Genomic DNA, 18,261 nt, shown 5'->3' on the forward strand with positions numbered 1-18,261 from the left:
GTTAATTACAATTTCCCAATGGACCGCCATAGTGCCAGTTCCTGGCTGAACCGATTGTCAATCACTTCACAGGTGGCATCGATCCGCATCGTGGGTCGGGTTTTGAGGTTATAGGCTGGCCACTGGGGCACATCGTTGGCAGCTGGTTTACCTGTCCGGGCGAAGGTGGTCCAGAGTTCGGCAAAGTGATGCGAAGCCACGAAGCGTTCGGGTCGATTGCCCCCGAAGAAGCTTTCCTTAGGCGCAGAGCCGTCGCGGGGCGGAATTTCATTGTTGAACTTGAAGGAAATATCCATGGCGTGGGGCGTACCCATCGGATAATCCGTACCGGGAATCGGTTTCTCGGACTTGTAGCCGAAATTATACAGGTAAACCGGCGCTCCCCCCTGTTTGACCTTTTTTTCCGCAATGTCTACCGAGCCCAGGCCCATCATCGCAATAGAAGAAATGGCAATATAGAGTTGCGGGGCCGTCGCGTTGGGTGTGGCTTTGCGATAGGCTTCGATCAGTTTAGGCGTATCCTCACCGTACTGGGGCTCCAGCCGTTTCTGTAATCCCTCGAAATCCAGCTTGGCAAACTCCGTGTCTTTGCGCTCCCAGGCAAAAAAAGTGAACTCATCCTCATTCCAGCCAACTAACAACGGTTTATTTCGAGATAGGTCAGGGGCAGTCGGGTCAAAGGGATGATGGGGTAGCGCATGGCCATCGACAACAGGACCAAATCCTCCAGCCCGACGGGGCGCGGCTCCCTTCGTGTTACTTTTCCCGAGAAACGGGGCAACGGAAGGCAGTTTGCCCTGCATGACCAGCAAGTCAGCCGCTGGTATATCCAATAATTTACGCCAGTCTTTAGGCGCAATGTTTAGTTCTTTCAGCAGTAGAGCAGTTGTTTCAGCAGCCGTCTCCTTCGGCGTCATCCGAACTCCCGGCCCACTTTCAATGGAGGCTTTGTTAAAATAAGGAGCTGCTGAAGGCATGGCATATAAGCAGGACGTTTTGGCTCCCCCACCCGATTCACCCCAGATCATCACATTATTCGGATCGCCCCCAAACTGCGCAATGTTGTCATGGACCCATTTTAGCCCATCCACAATATCGAGCATGCCCATGTTGCCCGACCCGACATAGTCGGACCCGGCTAGCTCGTCCAGATACAGAAAGCCCAGCAAGCCTAAGCGATGATTTGTTTCAACGACCACGACGTCGAAGTTACGAGCCAGATTCGATCCATCCTGACCGCCCGAAGCCCCCGAGCCAATCACAAACCCACCGCCGTGGCTGTAGAACATCACCGGGCGTTTGCGATTGTCGCTGGCGGGCGTCCACACATTCAGGAACAGGCAATCTTCGGCTGGAGCGGGTTCGTTCCGACGCGGTGCCTGGATGGCGGGTGCACCAAATTGCAACGCATCCCGAACGCCCGTCCAGGGTTCGAGGGGAGCCGGTCGCCGAAAGCGCCGATCACCGGAGATACGCCCTGCGTACGGTATGCCTTTGAAGACACTTACCCCCTCATTTCGCATACCTTTAATACGGCCATGCGTGGTGTTCACCTCAACAAACTCGTCGGCTTTCGCAATCGACGAAAACCCGTATCGGGGTGCGACCACAGCGGCCGTAACCAGCGACAGATTCCCTAAAAATGTTCGGCGATCAATTCGGTTCATAAGCTTTATTGGTCAGGGTTTAGACTAAATGGGGTTCGAAACTATCGGCAAAGCCCGGCGATAGACTAGGAAGGAATTCAATCCGTTCGCGTATTGCCAGAAACTACACTTTACACGTATTAAATAGGAAGTTTCCACGATCGCCAAAGATAGTCTTTACAGACCTGCTGGCGTGGTTTGCCCCAATTAAATCAGTAATAATGGTAGTAACATCCGTAATCTGTATACCAGTTACTCCATACATATAGGTGACCTTTGTGGGGTAGCCTAATCTGCTGCAACCTATAATCACCTAAACGCGAGTACTGTGAAGCAACTAATTCTGGGGTTTTCCTTTTTGATTACTTATGCCTTACAGGCACAACAAACTGGGCCTACGGTTCAGACGGCATCGGGCGTCGTGCGTGGTGTGACCGAGGGAGATGTTTCCAGCTTCAAAGGCATTCCGTATGCAGCCGCCCCGATTGGGGCTAATCGCTGGCGCCCACCCCAACCAGCTCCTACCTGGCAGGGAGAGCGTGATGCCAGTCAGTTTGGAGCCGATCCCCCGCAGCGGGGCTTTGGGCCGGGTGCTGCCGCCATGTCGACAACATCCTCCGAAGATTGCCTGTTTCTCAATTTGTGGAAACCAGCCAATGCAACGGCCAAAACAAAGCTTCCGGTTATGGTGTGGATTTACGGAGGAGCCTTCGTATTTGGCAGCGGCTCTCAGCCAGATTACAATGGGACTCAGTTTGCGAAACAGGGCGTCATGCTGGTCACGTTCAACTACCGGCTGGGTCGGCTTGGCTTCTTCGCGTTCCCCGCGCTGAGTAAAGAACATCCGGAAGAGCCCAAGGGCAACTATGCATATATGGACCAGATTGCTGCGCTCAAGTGGGTACAACAGAACATTGCCGCGTTTGGCGGAGATCCCAAAAACGTGACCATTTTCGGAGAGTCGGCCGGTGGTGTCTCGGTGCTTTCATTGCTGTCGATACCGTCTGCAAAAGGTCTTTTCCAGAAAGCAATCAGCGAATCAGGTGGTGCCCGCGACGGTGTGCTGACCGGGCGACCGATCAACAAAGAAAACGCGGATGTCAATTACCCAATTTCAGCAGAAACTATGGGCGTAAACTTCGCCAAGCGATATAGCATTGAGGGTACAGATGCCGCTGCGCTGGCCAAACTCCGGGCGCTCTCTGCGGCCGAGATTGTTGATGGAGGGCAGGAAACGGCTGGTCAGGGTGGACCGCCAACCTACTCAGGCCCGATTCTCGATGGTAAGCTCGTGGTAGAAACGGCTGAGAGTGCGTTTAAAGCGGGCAGGCAGGCGAAGGTTCCGCTGCTCATCGGGTCGAACAGTGCCGAAGTGCCCGCTGGCTTTGTCAATGCCCGATCGAAGGAAGAGTTGCTGGCTTTGTTCAATCCTTTGAAGGACGAGATAAATGCGGCCTACGATCCAGATGGAACCACTGATTTTGCCAGGATGCTGTCCCTGGTCAACACGGATAAAGTGTGGGCAGAACCAGCCCGCTTCTCCGCGAGGTCCTTTGTCGCAAAGGGCGCACCGGCTTATCTCTATCTTTTTTCGTATGTCCCTACCGCCTTGCAGGCCAGGATGCGCTTTGGCGCAGCACACGCATCCGAAATTGGGTATGTGTTCGACAATCTGAGAGACCGGAATGGCGTTACTGTGACACCGAAAGACAAAGAAGTGGCCAGCCTGATGAACACCTACTGGGCCAACTTCGCCAGGACGGGTAATCCCAATAGCAAGGGACTGCCCCAATGGCCGGTCTACGATCCAAAAAAGAACGAGGTCTTCGAATTCAAATCCGATGGAACAGCCGCCAGTACGCCCGATCAACGGAAAGCCAGACTGGATGTGATCGAGAAGGCTGCTAATTCGGCGAAGGCAAATTAGCGAAAACACAGACTAGAGAAGGCCGAATCAGTTAATCCGGCTTTCTCTACTTATTGACGTTACCACTCAACGCAACAACTATGAAAACTCAACTGCTCATTATTGCCGCCGGTACCCTACTAGCGGTGGCCTCTTGCAAAACGGATAGCGATACGCCAGCTACCCCTACAGGAACAACTCCGCCGACTTCCGGAACAACGACAACAAGTACATCACCGGTTGAAACGAACCCGCCCAACTCAACCTACAGTCCCGCATTTTCGGGACAAACCCGAGTGGCAGGTGTTCGTACCACCACCCCCTTCACAAGCACCGTTTTAACGTCAACCCTTGCGAGTCCATGGGGCATTGCCAGCCTGCCGGACGGCCGATTCCTCATCACCGAAAAAGCAGGCACGATGCGACTGGTCACGGCTTCCGGGCAAGTGAGTGCTCCGCTTAGCGGCATACCGGCGGTCAATAGCAGTGGTCAGGGTGGCTTGCTAGGCTTGTGCGTCGATCCCGCCTTTACGACCAATCGCATGGTTTACTGGAGCTTTTCGGAGCGGGGCGCTACGGGTAGTCTACTGGCCGTTGCCAAGGGTAGACTTTCCACCAATGAAACCGCACTTGAAGGCGTAACGGTTATCTACCGGGCTACGCCAGCGTATACAGGCGTTAATCAGTACGGCAGCCGGGTTATTTTTGACCGGACCGGAAACCTGATCGTCAGTAGTGGCGACCGTTCCGATCCGGGCATTCGGGTACAGGCCCAAGCCCTGAACTCAGCAGTGGGTAAGATTGTCCGGATCACAACCGATGGCGTGGCTGCTCCCGGTAATCCATTTGCCGGGCAGGCAGACGCCCGCCCCGAATTGTATTCCATTGGCCACCGAAATCAGCACGGACTAGCGATCCATCCGGTAACGGGTGATTTATGGGAAGGCGAACTAGGTCCTCGGGGAGGAGATGAAATCAACCGCATCCAGCCTGGGGCGAATTATGGCTGGCCCATCATTACATACGGGATCGACTATAGTGGACAACGCCTGGGAGATGGCATCCAGCAGCGAGCAGGCATGGAACAGCCCGTTTACTATTGGGACCCGGTGGTATCGCCCAGTGGCATGACCTTCTACACCAGTAATCGTATTCCAGAGTGGCAAAACAATCTATTTATTGGGGCGCTGAGTGGGATGCACATTGTTCGGCTGGTGATCGAAGCTAATCGGGTAGTTGGTGAAGAACGATTGCTGGCGAGTGAAGGGCAGCGGTTTCGGGATATAACCCAGGGACCGGACGGAGCCTTATATGCCATTACGGACGCCGGAAGGCTGTATCGAATCGATAGGCGATAAGTGGATACGTCTCCCAAACAAGTTGCCCTAAAAACAAAAAGCCACAGATAACTGGTGTATCTGTGGCTTTTTGCTTAAGGGCGAGGTAATTGGTATTACTGATTTAAAAACCATACATACCACCCGAAACCGAAAGTTGCTCGCCCGTGATCCACGCAGCATCATCGGAAGCCAGAAAAACGGCAGCTTTCGCAATATCTTCGGGCTGGCCCCTGCGACCCAGCGGGGTATTGGCAATAAATAGTTTCTCATACTCACTACCAGCCGTTACACCCGCACTAGTGGCCCCTTCAGTTTCCGTAGCGCCCGGCAAAATCGAGTTGATACGAACGTTTTTTGCCCCCAGTTCTTTCGATAATGAAATCGTTAGGGCATCTAAGGCCGCTTTCGTAGCCGAATATAACGACACGCCCGCCATCGGCGATTTGCTGGCACCCGAACTGATATTGATGATCGTGCCGCCCGTAGAACCAAACAGGTTTAAAGCTGCCTGGATGGTCAGGACAGGCCCTAACACATTGACGTTGAAATGCTGATGAAAAGCGGCTACTGAGGCCTGTTCAACCGGTAAAAATTGCTGAAAAACCGCGTTGTTGACCAAAATATCCAGGGTGCCGAACGCCTTCTTTGTTTCGTCAAACAGCCTGGCGACATCGGCTTCATTCGATACATCGGCCTGTGCCGCAATGGCGACTCCTCCCTTGTCCGTGATCTCCTTTACCACTCTATCGGCCCCTTCTTTACTGGAGGCATAATTCACAACCACTTTTGCGCCCTCTGCCGCAAGGTGTTTTGCAATGGATGCACCTATCCCTTTTGACGCACCGGTAACTACCGCTACTTTGTTTTTTAATTTACTCATTCCGTTTATTAATTTATGGTTGAGCGACAAAATCAGTTTAGTCGCTTCAATTAACCTGTGGTTTTATTTGTCTACCAGGCCGGATCACATTAACAGTTGCGATCACGACTCATCAGTCGAACTTGACCAAGTCCTTAAAGATCAGTTTACCCCAGCTTTTACCGCGCGCCTGCACAAGCAGTCCGCCTTCCGAAAGTCCGCCAAGTTGGACAGGTGCAAAACCGAGGTTTTCGGCAAGCGCACCAACCTCCGCTGCTGCGTCGTCATCGTCACTTGCCAGGAACACAACTCGCCTGCCACCATGAACGGCCGGATCTTGTTCAAGGATGGCAGCGCCCAAATGGTTGAAGCCCTTAACCAGTTTTCCACCCGTGAAGGCCTGCGCCACGACCCTGGCGGAAGGTTGTCCTCCCAACTGCTCAGGGGGCACGCCGTAAGCATTGGTCACATCGACGATGGTTTTCCCCTGCCAGGTGGGCAGCGCCTTGGCAACATCCGGGTGCGCGTCAAAACGCACCGCCAAAAAGATGATGTCTGCCTTAACAGCTTCCGTGAGTGTGGTGGGAATGATCGTGGAACCGATCGCGGCCGCATCGGCTGCAAAGCGTTCCGGGTCGCGCGTGGTGGCAACGGATACCTCGATGCCTTTGCGGGCAAACGCCTTGGCCAGGGCCTTGCCGATTTTGCCGAAGCCGATAATGGCGTAGCTTCTTGCTACGTTGTTTTCTGATGTACTCATGTTGAAAATCAGTTAATGGCACGAACTTGAACGCGTGCCCGTGTGTACTCAATTATTTAGACAAATAGGTCATACCGCCATCCACTAGGAGTTCGGCACCCAGCATAAACGAAGAATCATCGGAGGCCAGGAAAACCGCTGTTTTACCAATGTCAGCGGGTTGCCCGATTCTGCCTATTGGCATGACACCTGCATAGTGTTTTTTTACTGCTTCAATTTGTTCGGCGGGAACAAACTTGTCAAAGGCCGGTGTATCGGTTGTACCGGGTGTTATGACATTTGCCCTGATCTTTCTATCTAAAAGGTCGCTTGACAATCCTTTTGCTAAAAAGATGACAGCCGCTTTGGCAGCACCATACAGCGTAAAAGACGAATAGGCCCGATGCGCGGCATTTGATCCGATAAGAATAATAGAGCCACCATCATTCATATAAGGCAGTGCTTTTTGAACTGTGAAGTAGACACTCTTCAGGTTGAGATCCATTGCCCTGTCATAGTCGGCTTCGTCAGTATCTGCTACTGTTCCTATTGTTCCACCACCCGCATTGGCTACAATCACATCTATTTTACCAAATTTTTCAGCGGTTTCGTTAAACACCCTTTCCAGGTCGGTAAGGTTGGTTACATCGGCATTGATGGCTATAAACGTATCGCCAAGCAGAGCCGCAGCACTCGCTAACGTTTCCTGATTCCTGCCGACAATAGCGCCTACTGCCCCTTCCTGTTTAAACGCCTGGGCAATGCCCAATCCAATGCCACTATTACCACCTGTAATCACGGCAACTTTACTTGTTAGCTTACTCATTTTTTAGCTACTTTTACATTTGTTTCACAAAGGAACTATCAATAGTTTATTTCTGAAACTATAACAGTTTATTCTGGTTACTATTGGGTAACTACAAATTTTAAGCATGAGAGACGACCGCTTTTGCAATGCGAATTGCCCATTTACGAGAGCTATTGGCACCATTGGTAATAAATGGAAGCCGATCATTATCAATGTAATTGGCACCCGGACCATGCGTTTTGGTCAGTTAGATGCCATTGTACCCCACATTTCAAGGAAAGTACTGACCGAACAGTTAAAAGAGTTGGAAGAAGACGGCTTATTGGAACGATTGGCCTATAAGGAACTACCGCCAAGGGTAGACTATAAGTTGTCTGAAAAAGGCTTGGCTTTTTTACCAATTTTAGAAGCCATAAAAGAGTGGAATTTAAAATATGAAGTCTCGCCAATCCACAAAGAGGGTGATTACAAATGGAGTAAACTTCCCATTGATGGCTTGCCTAAAAAGACCGGAACTGGCCCATTATCAGTTAGCTAAAAATGGGTTTGATGGCTGGTCCTATTCCGTAATTTGGTCTTTTGCCAGTAGTCAACCAAAGCGGGGAACGCTAACAGGCCGACTCGGCTTTACTATATAGCTTGCCGTGTAGTACGACTAGCCGTAAATCTCAGGCCTGTTGGTAGCCTGACCAACTAAGATTGTAGCATGGAAATAGGAATAGATAGTTTCGCGTCTGCCATGTATGGCTCCCATACGCTTAGCAGCGTGGACGCGATGGAGCAATTACTAGATCGGATTGTTTTTGCGGACCAGGCTGGTCTGGATGTATTTGGTATTGGCGAGCATCATAAAAAGGAATTTCTGGATTCGGCAACGGCGGTGATACTGGCTGCTGCCGCCGGACGGACAAAACGGATCCGACTGACGAGCGCCGTAAGCGTGCTGAGCACCGCTGATCCCGTGCGGGTTTACCAGAATTTTGCCACCTTAGATCTGGTCTCCAAAGGACGAGCCGAACTCGTGGTGGGGCGGGGTTCATCCGTGGAAGCCTATCCGCTCTTCGGGTTTAATTTGAACGACTATGATGCGCTGTTTCAGGAAAAGCTGGATTTATTACTAAAAATACGCGATAACGAATTTGTTACCTGGTCAGGGAAGTTTCGCCCGGCCATCCAGAACCTGCCCGTCTACCCGAGGTCTGTACAACCTAAACTGCCCGTATGGCTCGGCGTAGGCGGTACCCCTGAATCATTTATTCGGGCGGGCAGCCTGGGCCTTCCGTTGATGGTGGCCATAATCGGCGGCTATACTGCCCGATTCCGGCCCCTGATCGATCTCTATCGGGAAGCCGGTCGAAAAGCCGGATTTACGCCTAACCAATTAACCGTTGGTTTGCACTCACCTGGTTATGTTGCGCGCACCAATGAGCAAGCGATTGCTGAGTATTACCCTGGTTATGCTGAATTATGGACGAAACTGGGCCTTGAACGCGGCTGGCCTCCGGTAACAAAGGCTCAGTTCGATTCCCTGATGGGGCCGGAAGGCGTATTAGTGGTTGGCGGACCTGAACAGGTTGCCGAAAAACTGATGCGGCACAGTGAAGCCCTGGGGGGTGTTGACCGGTTTACCTTTCAAATGGACAACGCGGGCCTCACCCATTCGCAGTTGATGAACGCCATCGAGCTGATTGGCAAAGAGGTTATGCCCCTGATCAAACCGAAATAGACATTTCGATAGTAACAAGAAGGGGTAGTCCTGTATCCCGTCAGCCTGATTCTTAAACTAGCTTAAGTTTATTTCTTAAGCTAGTTTATTGGTCCCCATATACGACTGATCACGTTTGACCGATCGTAAAAATTGGCAGCTTACCTCCCGTCTGAATTGGACGTTAATTGTAGTGGAGCATCCGGTACTCATTGGGTGATTGTCCCACCCGTTGCTTAAATAATCGGATAAAGTGTTGGGGATATTTGAAGCCTAATTCATAGGCGACTTGGCTCACCGATTTGCTTTGGTCAAATATGCGTTCTTTAGCCAGATCAATCACCTTCGCCTGAATGTATTCCTGCGCGGTTTTGCCCGTTTCTTTTTTGATCAGATCCCCAAAATAGTTGGCCGACAAATTCAATTCACCCGCGCAGTAGGTTACGGAAGGTAAGCCGATCGTCTGTGGTTTGTCGGTCTGAAAATACTCGTTCAACAAGGTCTCGAAGCGTTCCAGAGTACCTTTGTGGGCCGTTTCCCGGGTAATAAACTGCCGATCATAAAACCGGGTGCAATACCCCAAAAAGAGTTCAATTGTCGCGACAATCAGCTTTTTACTGTGCTTATCAATGGCATGTTCTAATTCGTACTCGATTTTAGAAAAGCAATCCATCACAATTTGCCGCTCCCGACCCGATAAATGCAACGCTTCATAGAATTGGTAGCCGAAGAAACTATATTCCTGAATATGTCGTCCCAGGGGTGTCCCATGAATTAAATCAGCATGAAAAACCAATGCGTACCCTTTGGGCTGATAGGTTTCCCCGTTACTATTTAGACCGGCCACCTGTCCCGGTGCCATAAAAACCAGCGTTCCTTCCTGGTAATCATAGGTATGACGGCCATACACCAAATCACCGCATTTGAGATCTTTTAAGAAGATACCGTAAAAGCCAAAATACATCCGGGAGCCTTGTCGGGGATCGGCCTTAGACAGATCAACGACACTCACCAGTGGGTGAAGGGTTTCATTATTATTGAAGACGTTATAATCGGCAATTGTCTCGAATCGTCGCAGGGTATCCATAGCACGGTTGGTTATCTACACCAAAATTACCGCATTCTTATCAGCCTACCAGATGGGTAAACATTAATCTGTAATAATGGTAGTAATGTCCGTAATCTATATACCATTCGGGCGAAGAAATGAAGAGACCTTTGCCCTGTAAACTAAGTAAGTACAATGCAACACGTAGTTTTGAACAACGGGATATCAATGCCCATCCTGGGATTTGGCGTTTTTCAGGTGCCTGATCCAGCCGAATGTGAACGTAGCGTGCTGGATGCTATCGCTACCGGTTATCGGTTAATTGACACAGCCGCTTCGTACGGGAATGAAGAAGCCGTGGGACAGGCCATTAAAAAAAGTGGTGTAAACAGAGAAGAACTATTTATTACCACCAAGCTCTGGATTCAATCCGATGGCTACGAAGGGACCAAAAAAGCTTTCGAAACTTCGTTGAAAAAACTACAGCTCGACTACCTGGATCTGTACTTGATACACCAGCCTTTCGGGGACGTATACGGCGAATGGCGAGCTATGGAGGAGATTTACAAAGCGGGTCAAGTGCGCGCCATTGGCGTCAGCAACTTCCAGCCCGACAGATTGATTGACCTGATCATTCACAATGAGGTTGTTCCGGCGGTCAACCAGGTGGAAACCCATCCGTTCCATCAGCAGATCGACACCCAGCAGTTTATGATCGACAACAACGTGCAGATCGAATCATGGGGGCCTTTTGCCGAAGGCAAAAACGACCTGTTCCACAATGAATTGCTGGGATCAATCGGCGCGAAGTATAACAAATCCATTGCTCAGGTTGTGCTGCGCTGGCTGACCCAGCGGGGTGTTGTGGCCATTCCCAAATCGGTTCGCAAAGAGAGAATGGAAGAGAATTTTAACAGTCTCGATTTTGAGTTAAGTGCTGAGGACATGGAAGCCATCAAAAGTCTGGATACAAACGCCAGCCTCTTCTTCGACCATCGTGATCCGGCGATGGTTAAATGGCTTGGCGAACGTAAACTGAATTAGTAAAACCCCATAACGGCTACAAGTATGCACAATCCAAAATTGGCCATGCTTGTAGCCGCAGTTGTTCTGTCGGCTCAGGGAATAGCCCAAAATTTCAAAGTCTGAATTAATGTACGCTTAGGGCGTTAAATTCACTACCCGCAGACCGACGGTATTCACTGGGCGATTGCCCAACCCGCTGCTTAAACAGGCGAACAAAATGCTGCGGGTACTTATAACCTAATTCATCAGCGACTTGAGTGATCGGTTTATTACGGTCATAAAGTCGCTCTTTCGCCACATCAATCAGCCTGGAATGGATGTACTCCTGGGCAGATCTACCCGTTTCTTTTTTCACCAGATCGCCAAAATAGTTAGCGGACAAATTCAGTTGTTCAGCACAGTAGCTGACCGATGGCAGGCCATTGTGTTGAGCCATATCGGTTGAAAAATAGTGCGTAAGCAGGGCTTCGAACCGCTCCAGAACGCCCTGATAGACATGATTCCGGGTTATAAACTGGCGGTCATAAAACCGGATGCAGTAATCCAGAAAGAGTTCGATATTACTCACAATCAGCTTTTTGCTGTGCTTGTCGATCGCATGTTGAAGTTCATAGTTGATCTTAGCCAGACAATCCAGGACAATTTGCCGCTCCCGTTCCGACAAATGCAGCGCTTCATTGGATTGATAGCCAAAAAAGGTGTACTCCTGCATATGTCGTCCCAGCGACGTACCATGGATCAGATCGGGGTGAAAGGCCAGGCCATAGCCTTTCGGTTCTAAAACGTCTTCACTACTTTCAATCGTAACCACTTGCCCAGGTGCCATGAACACCAGCGTTCCTTCCTGGTAGTCATAGGTGTTCTTTCCATACCGCAGGTCACCACATTTTACTTCTTTCAAAAAGACGGTATAGAAATCCATGGAAAACCCCACGGATTCACTGGACGCCTTCCTTGGGGCTGCTTTTGACATATCAACGACACTCACCAGCGGGTGTAATGTTTCCTGATTGCTCAGGGCATTGAATGCTCTGATTGTTTCAATGCGGTGCGGAGTATCCATAAGCATGATCGGTTTATCTATCTCAAAAATAACGCTTAATCCCTCCCCCCGTTAGTCGGCCAGTCCGAATCAGTAATAATGGTAAGTATACCCGTAATCCGTATACCTATCCGGCCAGAAAGCAGCAAGACCTTTGTCAAACAAAAGGGCATTCGCCTGGTCAACTAAAGCCAGATAGCCCAAACAGGGTGGCAAATATCAACCCTGGCTGGGGTTCCTGATGCCCTTTTTAGTACAGTCGTATTCACTTAAAATTACGTTTCATGTCACTTAATTCGTATGTAACCCTGGGTCGATCAGGCCTGCGGGTCAGCCCGCTCTGCCTGGGTACCATGACCTTCGGAGAAGGTTGGGGCATTGGCTCATCGCCCCAGGAAGCAGAAGCAATTCTCGCCCGTTATCGGGAGTTGGGCGGCAATTTTTTAGACACCTCAAACGCGTATAACAACGGCCATTCGGAGAAAATTATTGGCGATTCGATTGGTCGCGAATCCGCTAAACGCGACCGGATGGTCATCGGGACCAAATTTGCCAATAACCTGTATCCGGGCGACCCAAACGGAGGGGGTAATGGTACCAAGGCGATTATCGAACAGTGTGAGCAGTCACTGCGTCGGTTGCAAACCGATTACATAGACCTGTACTGGATTCACCATTGGGACTGGAACACGCCGGTGGAAGAAACCATGAAAGCCCTCAACAATTTAGTTACGAGTGGCAAAGTGCGTTACATCGGTGTTTCCGACACACCTGCCTGGCAGGTAGCGCAGGCCCACACCATGGCCCTGCTACGGGATTGGACGCCGTTTATTGGCCTTCAGATTGAACACTCGCTGCTGGAACGGACGGTAGAAGACGAGTTGCTGCCTATGGCCCAGGCGTTGGGAATCGGCGTGACGCCCTGGTCGCCGTTAAAGTCGGGACTCTTATCGGGCAAATTCACCCGGACCAATGCGGGCCAAGTGAGTGGCAGTCGTGGCGAAGTGATGGGAATGGTGTCATTGCTGGATGAGAAGGCCTTCACCATTCTGGACCGTCTGGCCGAACTGGCCGAGACCCATCAGACGACCTCTGCTGCCATTGCGTTGGCCTGGGTAATCAGTCGTCCGGGTGTTACCTCAACTATTATCGGTGCCCGAACACTCGACCAATTGACGGCGAATGTTGCGGCCCTGGATATTCGACTTTCGGCGGAGGAGCTAGCCTCGCTGGATCAGCTTTCGACGCCACCAGCCATGTTCACCACGATGCAGCAACGAGTCACCAGCAGCTTCCAGCACGGGGGCATATCGGTGAATGGAGTCACGCCCTACGAATACCCGATGACGCCAAAATCAGACAAGGACCGGTACTAATCATTACAATAAATAGTAAATACCTATGCAACAAGTAACATTAAACAACGGAGTAGAAATGCCCATCCTCGGGTTTGGCGTATTCCAGGTTCCCGATCCGGCTGAGTGTGAACGCAGTGTGCTGGATGCCATTGCCACCGGCTACCGATCAATTGATACGGCTGCTTCATACGGCAATGAAGAAGCTGTTGGACAGGCCATTAAGAAAAGTGGGGTACCTCGGCAAGAACTATTCATTACCACCAAACTCTGGATTCAGTCGGACGGCTACGAAGGCACGAAGAAAGCCTTCGACAAGTCGCTCAAGAAGCTTGGACTCGACTACCTGGATCTGTACTTAATACACCAGCCAATTGGCGATGTGTATGGCGAATGGCGGGCTATGGAGGAGATTTACAAATCGGGTAGGGTTCGGGCCATCGGTGTGAGCAATTTCCAGCCCGACCGATTGATTGACCTGATCATTCACAATGAGGTTGTTCCGGCGGTCAATCAGATTGAAACCCATCCGTTTCATCAGCAAATCGAAACGCAGCAATTTCTCGGCAATAATAATGTGCAGATTGAGTCATGGGGACCGTTCGCGGAGGGCAAAAACGACCTCTTCCACAATGATTTACTACGTTCGATTGGGGAAAAATACAACAAATCCATTGCTCAGGTTGTGCTGCGCTGGCTGACCCAGCGGGGCGTGGTGGCCATTCCCAAATCGGTTCGCAAAGAGCGCATGGCCGAAAACTTTAACAGCCTCGATTTCGAGTTAAGTGCCGACGATATGGAAGCCATCAAAAGTCTGGACACCAAGGCAAGCCTGTTTTTCGATAATCGTGATCCAGCCATGGTCAAATGGATGGGTGGATTTAAAATTGACTAACAACGTACTGACACACGGTAGGCAGAGGATCAGGAATAATTTATTCCAGAGCCTCTGCCTGACGCTTTCCCCTCTTTCTATTTATTGTTCAAAAGTCATCTCTCAATTCTAAAACACAAACTATTTTATGACAACCAACCCGAATACCGAACAGGAACTGATTACCCTTTCCAAAGACAAGTGGCAGTGGATGGCCGACAAGAATGTAGACAAGCTAAATGACTTATTCGATGAAAAAGCGATGTTTGTTCACATGGGTGGTAGCTTCGACAAGAGCCGTGAACTAGAGATTATTAAAACCGGATTCGTCTGGTACAAGCAAGTGGATATCCATAAAGTGTCGGTCAATATCATCGGTTCAACGGCCATCCTGTTGACTAAAATTACCTTATTGGCGGTAGTTAACGAGCATGAGATTACCACTGAATTTGAAGTGACGGAAGTCTATATTCAGCAACAGGCAGGTTGGAAATTAGGGGCACTCTCGTTTACCAAGCTACTGGTTCCCTAGCGCATTTCTCCCATCGGAGTCACTAGTCGATCCATTGATCCTGAGTTCTTTACAAACTATTCTACGACATTGGCCTGGACTGTACTTAGGATAAATCCAGGAGAATCACCATCAGTAGACGGGCGGTTTCGTGCTGATTGAAAGAACACTAAGTTAAGTTGTCCTACAGTTTGCTAAGCAGTCCACTTAAATCAGTAAAACTGGTAGTTATATCCGTAATCTATATACCATTCTGCTGGGTTAAAGGACGGAACTTTGCGGAGTGATTGGTTACAGAGTTAGCAGTCACCACAATCCGGCTAGAGTCAACTAGCCGGGGAGCGCGAACTAAACTAATAAAACACCCTAACAATGAATCGTAGACATATCAGTAAACTGATCATGCTGGTAGCCGTAGCCACACTCTCGACGCAGGCAATGGCACAAAACACCTCCATCTTTCCCAAAGGGGAGCTGGCGACCACCAAAACCCACGTGGGCGATGTCTGGCTAAGCGAGGTCAGCGGTCCAGACAGCACCTTCGCATTCAGCATTGCACAGGCCGTTTTTGCCCCCGGTGCCCGGCTCGACTGGCATTCGCATCCGGGTGGACAAATTCTTCTTTTTACCGACGGAGAAGGCTACTATCAGGAACGGGGTAAACCCCGACAAACCCTTCGTAAAGGGCAGATGGTCAAATGTCAACCGGGTGTGGAACATTGGCACGGAGCCACCCCGACTACGGGTGTTACGTACCTGGCCACCAGTCCGGCAAAAGGAAAAACAATCTGGTTGCAACGGGTGACCGACGCAGAATATACGGCCAAAAAAATAAACCCCTAAACGATAAACCTATGCAACGACCAACCGTGGTAAAATCCTTCCTGGCCCTATCCATTCTGGGGTTTTGTTTTACGCTGCTAAGCGCACAAGCTGCCCGCGCGCAGGCAACGCCGAATTCAGAACAGGAAATCATTGCGCTCTCGAAGGATAAATGGCAATGGATGTCTGACAAGAATGTGGACAAACTAACAACCTTATTTGACGACAAGTCGATGTTTGTTCACATGGGTGGCAGCTGGGGCAAGGGCCAGGAACTGGATGTAATAAAAAGCGGAAATATCTGGTACAAGAAAGCGACGGTTCATTCAACGACCTTCCATATGATTGACAATACGGCCATTCTGTTGAGCGACCTCGATCTGGTAGCCGTCGTAGGCGGCAACGAAGTGGTCAATCCCTTCATGGTGACGGAGGTCTATGTGAAAGAGAACGGCAAGTGGATGTTAGGGCAACTCTCCTTCTCCAGACTGATGCGGCCCGTCAAAAACTAGTCGCATTTCTGCCGTTCGCGCAGAACCAGAGATCATCATGCCTACAGAAATCAGGCTCTCTGCTTTTACTGTGCTCATTGTGAGCGAATTTCAATGCTTTATCAGATGAAGCAACGTCTAATGAACATCGCCAACGGATTCGTGTCGTCTTTGCTACTTGTCGCCACAGTTACGACATCAGTTAGATCGCAGACATCGCCCCAATCACTAGCTGACGGGCAGCGTCTGTACGCTGTCAATTGCGCCAACTGTCACGGCGATCGCGCTCAGGGAGCGGTCAAGGCGGGCGCCGAGATTTCCATCATCACGGAGCGGGGCGGAAAGCAGCCGCCCGACCTCACCGATCAGGCTTGGGATCACGGTTCGACCGACGCGGCTTTTTTTACCGCAGTCAAAAAAGGAATTCCGTCAAGTATGATGCCACCCTTCGAGGGACGCCTTTCGGACGTTCAGATCCGAAACGTGGTCGCGTATGTTCGTTCGCTCGTGTCAGCTCAGCCGGGGGCCACCGCAGCAGTACCGAAAGCTGAGGCACCTACCGCACCAACTACGGAGCATACGCTTGAGTTAGCTGACTACGTTGAGCTGCCGATCACCGGCGACATGTCGGCAGATCGCGTCACTGGAGTGCTGGCGCGCGGTAGCATCCTGCGTGACGAGCCGGGCGGCAAACGGTTCTTTGTCAACGACCTGAACGGTCCGCTCTATATCCTTAACAAGCAGACCAAACAACTCACGCCCTATCTAAACTTCAACGGCTCGGGCGACCACGCTGGGTTGTTCCCCAAATTCGCGGCCTCCACGGGATACGCATCGGGTCTGATGAACTTCGTGTTCGATCCGGACTATGCGCGAAACGGCATTTTCTATACGCTGCACATGGAAAATGCCACTACGCCTGACGAGAGCGCTATGCCGAAGCCCGGTGTATTACCCGGACTAAATTTGGCCGGCTACACCACCACACCGGCACTGGCCAAGCCGACAGTAGCTAGTGATGCGCGGTTTGCGCGTGAGTTGGTCATTGTCGAGTGGACGGATCGGCAACTCGGCAATATGACGTTCGAAGGGACGGCACGTGAGGTGTTTCGTCTGTATGTACCGGGGCTCTTTCATCCCCTCAATGAAATCACATTCAATCCGGCGGCTCGGCCGGGCGACCCAGACTGGCGAGTTATGTACCTGGGCATTGGGGACGCTGGTACGGGCGAGCGGCCAGGCCCTATGCGGTTGCATGCCCAACGGCTCGATACGTACCAGGGAAAGATTCTTCGCATCATTCCGACACTGAGCGATCACGTGTCGACGAGTAAAGTCAGTGAGAATGGCCGCTATCGAATTCCCAACGACAATCCCTTCGTCTCGGTTGAGGGCGTGCGAAAGGAAATCTGGGCGTATGGTCTGCGCAATCCGCACCGCCTGACCTGGTATGTCGACCCCGCACGGCCACGCGAACCTGTATTGCTTGCCTTCAACATTGGCCTCGTCAGTTGGGAGACCGTGGCGATTATCAAAAAGGGGGCGAATTACGGCTATCCATTTCGCGAGGGAACACAGAGTATGTCAGCGAGCAACGGGATGGGGGCGTTGCCGGCTGACGATGTGCTTCCTGTCCAGGTCTCAGATACTGTGACACATGGCACCGTGAAGCCTACCTATGCTGTTATTGCCTATCCTCACACGCCCGGCGGTGGCGATGCGATTGCCAACGGCTTCGTCTATCGAGGGAAGCGAATTCCAGCGTTGAAAGAGACGCTAGTGTTCGGTGATATTACGACGGGTCGTATCTGGTATGCCAACATGAAAGACGTGTTGGCCGCCGATGACAGTAATCCGCTCACTATGGCACCACTACACGAACTGGGCACACGGGTCCGAGCGCTGTCGGAGGAGACTTACAGGCGTCGCGGTGGCCGAAATCCGAGCCTACCGGGCCGGGGAGCCGTTGCAGGGGCCGGTCGTATTGACCTACGATTGGCCGAGGATAACGACGGAGAACTGTACGTGCTGACCAAAGGGGACGGTATGATTCGTGCTTTTATAAGCGTTAAATAGCCCCCCGTCAATA

The 18,261-nt window shown here is 51.0% G+C and carries 17 protein-coding genes and 1 pseudogene; 12 read left to right on the forward strand and 6 right to left on the reverse strand.

What is annotated here, in order from left to right; translation table 11 throughout:
- Positions 1–5: 5 nt before the first annotated feature.
- Positions 6–1,667, reverse strand: a complete 1,662-nt coding sequence (locus EXU85_RS18335) for a carboxylesterase/lipase family protein (RefSeq protein ID WP_142773476.1) — start codon at positions 1,665–1,667, stop codon at positions 6–8.
- Between the two features lie 307 nt (positions 1,668–1,974).
- On the opposite strand from EXU85_RS18335, the gene EXU85_RS18340 reads away from it, so the two are divergent.
- Both EXU85_RS18340 and EXU85_RS18345 read left to right on the forward strand, forming a co-directional pair.
- On the forward strand, positions 1,975–3,573 hold the full coding sequence (locus EXU85_RS18340; protein WP_142773477.1) for a carboxylesterase/lipase family protein: 1,599 nt from the start codon (positions 1,975–1,977) through the stop codon (positions 3,571–3,573).
- Between the two features lie 80 nt (positions 3,574–3,653).
- Positions 3,654–4,910 carry a PQQ-dependent sugar dehydrogenase gene (locus EXU85_RS18345; RefSeq protein WP_142773478.1) on the forward strand — a complete coding sequence of 419 codons (1,257 nt, stop codon included), beginning with the start codon at positions 3,654–3,656 and terminating at the stop codon, positions 4,908–4,910.
- Between the two features lie 103 nt (positions 4,911–5,013).
- On the opposite strand, the gene EXU85_RS18350 is transcribed toward EXU85_RS18345, so the two are convergent.
- The 3 genes from EXU85_RS18350 to EXU85_RS18360 all read right to left on the reverse strand — a co-directional run bounded on the left by EXU85_RS18350 (position 5,014) and on the right by EXU85_RS18360 (position 7,316).
- Positions 5,014–5,772, reverse strand: a complete 759-nt coding sequence (locus tag EXU85_RS18350; RefSeq protein ID WP_142773479.1) for an SDR family NAD(P)-dependent oxidoreductase — start codon at positions 5,770–5,772, stop codon at positions 5,014–5,016.
- A gap of 112 nt (positions 5,773–5,884) precedes the next feature.
- Positions 5,885–6,511 (reverse strand): NADPH-dependent F420 reductase, encoded by a 627-nt coding sequence (locus tag EXU85_RS18355; RefSeq protein WP_142773480.1) that lies wholly within the window; start codon positions 6,509–6,511, stop codon positions 5,885–5,887.
- 52 nt (positions 6,512–6,563) lie between these two features.
- Positions 6,564–7,316 carry an SDR family NAD(P)-dependent oxidoreductase gene (locus tag EXU85_RS18360; RefSeq protein ID WP_142773481.1) on the reverse strand — a complete coding sequence of 251 codons (753 nt, stop codon included), beginning with the start codon at positions 7,314–7,316 and terminating at the stop codon, positions 6,564–6,566.
- Positions 7,317–7,422: 106 nt separating this feature from the next.
- Between EXU85_RS18360 and EXU85_RS18365 the strand changes: the two genes are divergently transcribed.
- Together EXU85_RS18365 and EXU85_RS18370 are read left to right on the forward strand one after the other, a co-directional pair.
- Positions 7,423–7,836, forward strand: coding sequence for a helix-turn-helix domain-containing protein (locus EXU85_RS18365; RefSeq protein WP_142773482.1), 414 nt, complete (start codon positions 7,423–7,425; stop codon positions 7,834–7,836).
- 168 nt (positions 7,837–8,004) lie between these two features.
- Positions 8,005–9,024: an LLM class flavin-dependent oxidoreductase gene (locus EXU85_RS18370; RefSeq protein WP_142773483.1), complete on the forward strand. Its 1,020-nt coding sequence runs from the start codon at positions 8,005–8,007 to the stop codon at positions 9,022–9,024.
- 163 nt (positions 9,025–9,187) lie between these two features.
- Here the strand turns inward: EXU85_RS18370 and EXU85_RS18375 are convergent, their stop codons facing one another.
- Positions 9,188–10,090 carry an AraC family transcriptional regulator gene (locus EXU85_RS18375; protein ID WP_142773484.1) on the reverse strand — a complete coding sequence of 301 codons (903 nt, stop codon included), beginning with the start codon at positions 10,088–10,090 and terminating at the stop codon, positions 9,188–9,190.
- 156 nt (positions 10,091–10,246) lie between these two features.
- Here EXU85_RS18375 and EXU85_RS18380 point away from each other — a divergent pair, with 156 nt between their 5' ends.
- Positions 10,247–11,095 carry an aldo/keto reductase gene (locus tag EXU85_RS18380; RefSeq protein ID WP_142773485.1) on the forward strand — a complete coding sequence of 283 codons (849 nt, stop codon included), beginning with the start codon at positions 10,247–10,249 and terminating at the stop codon, positions 11,093–11,095.
- Between the two features lie 106 nt (positions 11,096–11,201).
- Here the strand turns inward: EXU85_RS18380 and EXU85_RS18385 are convergent, their stop codons facing one another.
- Positions 11,202–12,140 (reverse strand): AraC family transcriptional regulator, encoded by a 939-nt coding sequence (locus EXU85_RS18385; RefSeq protein ID WP_142773486.1) that lies wholly within the window; start codon positions 12,138–12,140, stop codon positions 11,202–11,204.
- A 263-nt stretch (positions 12,141–12,403) separates the two neighbouring features.
- Here EXU85_RS18385 and EXU85_RS18390 point away from each other — a divergent pair, with 263 nt between their 5' ends.
- The 7 genes and pseudogenes from EXU85_RS18390 (at position 12,404) to EXU85_RS35805 (ending at position 18,248) form a co-directional block, all read left to right on the forward strand.
- Positions 12,404–13,495, forward strand: a complete 1,092-nt coding sequence (locus tag EXU85_RS18390; RefSeq protein WP_142773487.1) for an aldo/keto reductase — start codon at positions 12,404–12,406, stop codon at positions 13,493–13,495.
- Between the two features lie 25 nt (positions 13,496–13,520).
- Positions 13,521–14,369, forward strand: coding sequence for an aldo/keto reductase (locus tag EXU85_RS18395; protein WP_142773488.1), 849 nt, complete (start codon positions 13,521–13,523; stop codon positions 14,367–14,369).
- 127 nt (positions 14,370–14,496) lie between these two features.
- The gene (locus EXU85_RS18400; RefSeq protein WP_142773489.1) at positions 14,497–14,880 is read left to right on the forward strand and encodes a nuclear transport factor 2 family protein; all 384 of its coding nucleotides are present in this window, start codon (positions 14,497–14,499) and stop codon (positions 14,878–14,880) included.
- 351 nt (positions 14,881–15,231) lie between these two features.
- Positions 15,232–15,702 (forward strand): cupin domain-containing protein, encoded by a 471-nt coding sequence (locus EXU85_RS18405; protein WP_142773490.1) that lies wholly within the window; start codon positions 15,232–15,234, stop codon positions 15,700–15,702.
- 11 nt (positions 15,703–15,713) lie between these two features.
- Positions 15,714–16,193, forward strand: a complete 480-nt coding sequence (locus tag EXU85_RS18410) for a nuclear transport factor 2 family protein (protein ID WP_210422383.1) — start codon at positions 15,714–15,716, stop codon at positions 16,191–16,193.
- A 120-nt stretch (positions 16,194–16,313) separates the two neighbouring features.
- Positions 16,314–16,619 (forward strand): annotated as a pseudogene (locus EXU85_RS36195) (cytochrome c); the annotation flags it as partial.
- Between the two features lie 405 nt (positions 16,620–17,024).
- Positions 17,025–18,248 carry a sorbosone dehydrogenase family protein gene (locus EXU85_RS35805; RefSeq protein WP_246859146.1) on the forward strand — a complete coding sequence of 408 codons (1,224 nt, stop codon included), beginning with the start codon at positions 17,025–17,027 and terminating at the stop codon, positions 18,246–18,248.
- The last annotated feature ends 13 nt before the right edge of the window (positions 18,249–18,261 follow it).

The sequence above is a fragment of the Spirosoma sp. KCTC 42546 genome, from assembly GCF_006965485.1.
Lineage (GTDB): Bacteria > Bacteroidota > Bacteroidia > Cytophagales > Spirosomataceae > Spirosoma.

Bases quoted from the DNA above. Each gene is read 5' to 3' on its own strand.
- EXU85_RS18335 (WP_142773476.1), bottom strand. From the start codon at position 1,667: ATGAACCGAATTGATCGCCGAACATTTTTAGGGAATCTGTCGCTGGTT.
- EXU85_RS18345 (WP_142773478.1), top strand. From the start codon at position 3,654: ATGAAAACTCAACTGCTCATTATTGCCGCCGGTACCCTACTAGCGGTG.
- EXU85_RS18350 (WP_142773479.1), bottom strand. From the start codon at position 5,772: ATGAGTAAATTAAAAAACAAAGTAGCGGTAGTTACCGGTGCGTCAAAA.
- EXU85_RS18355 (WP_142773480.1), bottom strand. From the start codon at position 6,511: ATGAGTACATCAGAAAACAACGTAGCAAGAAGCTACGCCATTATCGGC.
- EXU85_RS18360 (WP_142773481.1), bottom strand. From the start codon at position 7,316: ATGAGTAAGCTAACAAGTAAAGTTGCCGTGATTACAGGTGGTAATAGT.
- EXU85_RS18365 (WP_142773482.1), top strand. From the start codon at position 7,423: ATGAGAGACGACCGCTTTTGCAATGCGAATTGCCCATTTACGAGAGCT.
- EXU85_RS18370 (WP_142773483.1), top strand. From the start codon at position 8,005: ATGGAAATAGGAATAGATAGTTTCGCGTCTGCCATGTATGGCTCCCAT.
- EXU85_RS18375 (WP_142773484.1), bottom strand. From the start codon at position 10,090: ATGGATACCCTGCGACGATTCGAGACAATTGCCGATTATAACGTCTTC.
- EXU85_RS18380 (WP_142773485.1), top strand. From the start codon at position 10,247: ATGCAACACGTAGTTTTGAACAACGGGATATCAATGCCCATCCTGGGA.
- EXU85_RS18385 (WP_142773486.1), bottom strand. From the start codon at position 12,140: ATGGATACTCCGCACCGCATTGAAACAATCAGAGCATTCAATGCCCTG.
- EXU85_RS18390 (WP_142773487.1), top strand. From the start codon at position 12,404: ATGTCACTTAATTCGTATGTAACCCTGGGTCGATCAGGCCTGCGGGTC.
- EXU85_RS18395 (WP_142773488.1), top strand. From the start codon at position 13,521: ATGCAACAAGTAACATTAAACAACGGAGTAGAAATGCCCATCCTCGGG.
- EXU85_RS18400 (WP_142773489.1), top strand. From the start codon at position 14,497: ATGACAACCAACCCGAATACCGAACAGGAACTGATTACCCTTTCCAAA.
- EXU85_RS18405 (WP_142773490.1), top strand. From the start codon at position 15,232: ATGAATCGTAGACATATCAGTAAACTGATCATGCTGGTAGCCGTAGCC.
- EXU85_RS18410 (WP_210422383.1), top strand. From the start codon at position 15,714: ATGCAACGACCAACCGTGGTAAAATCCTTCCTGGCCCTATCCATTCTG.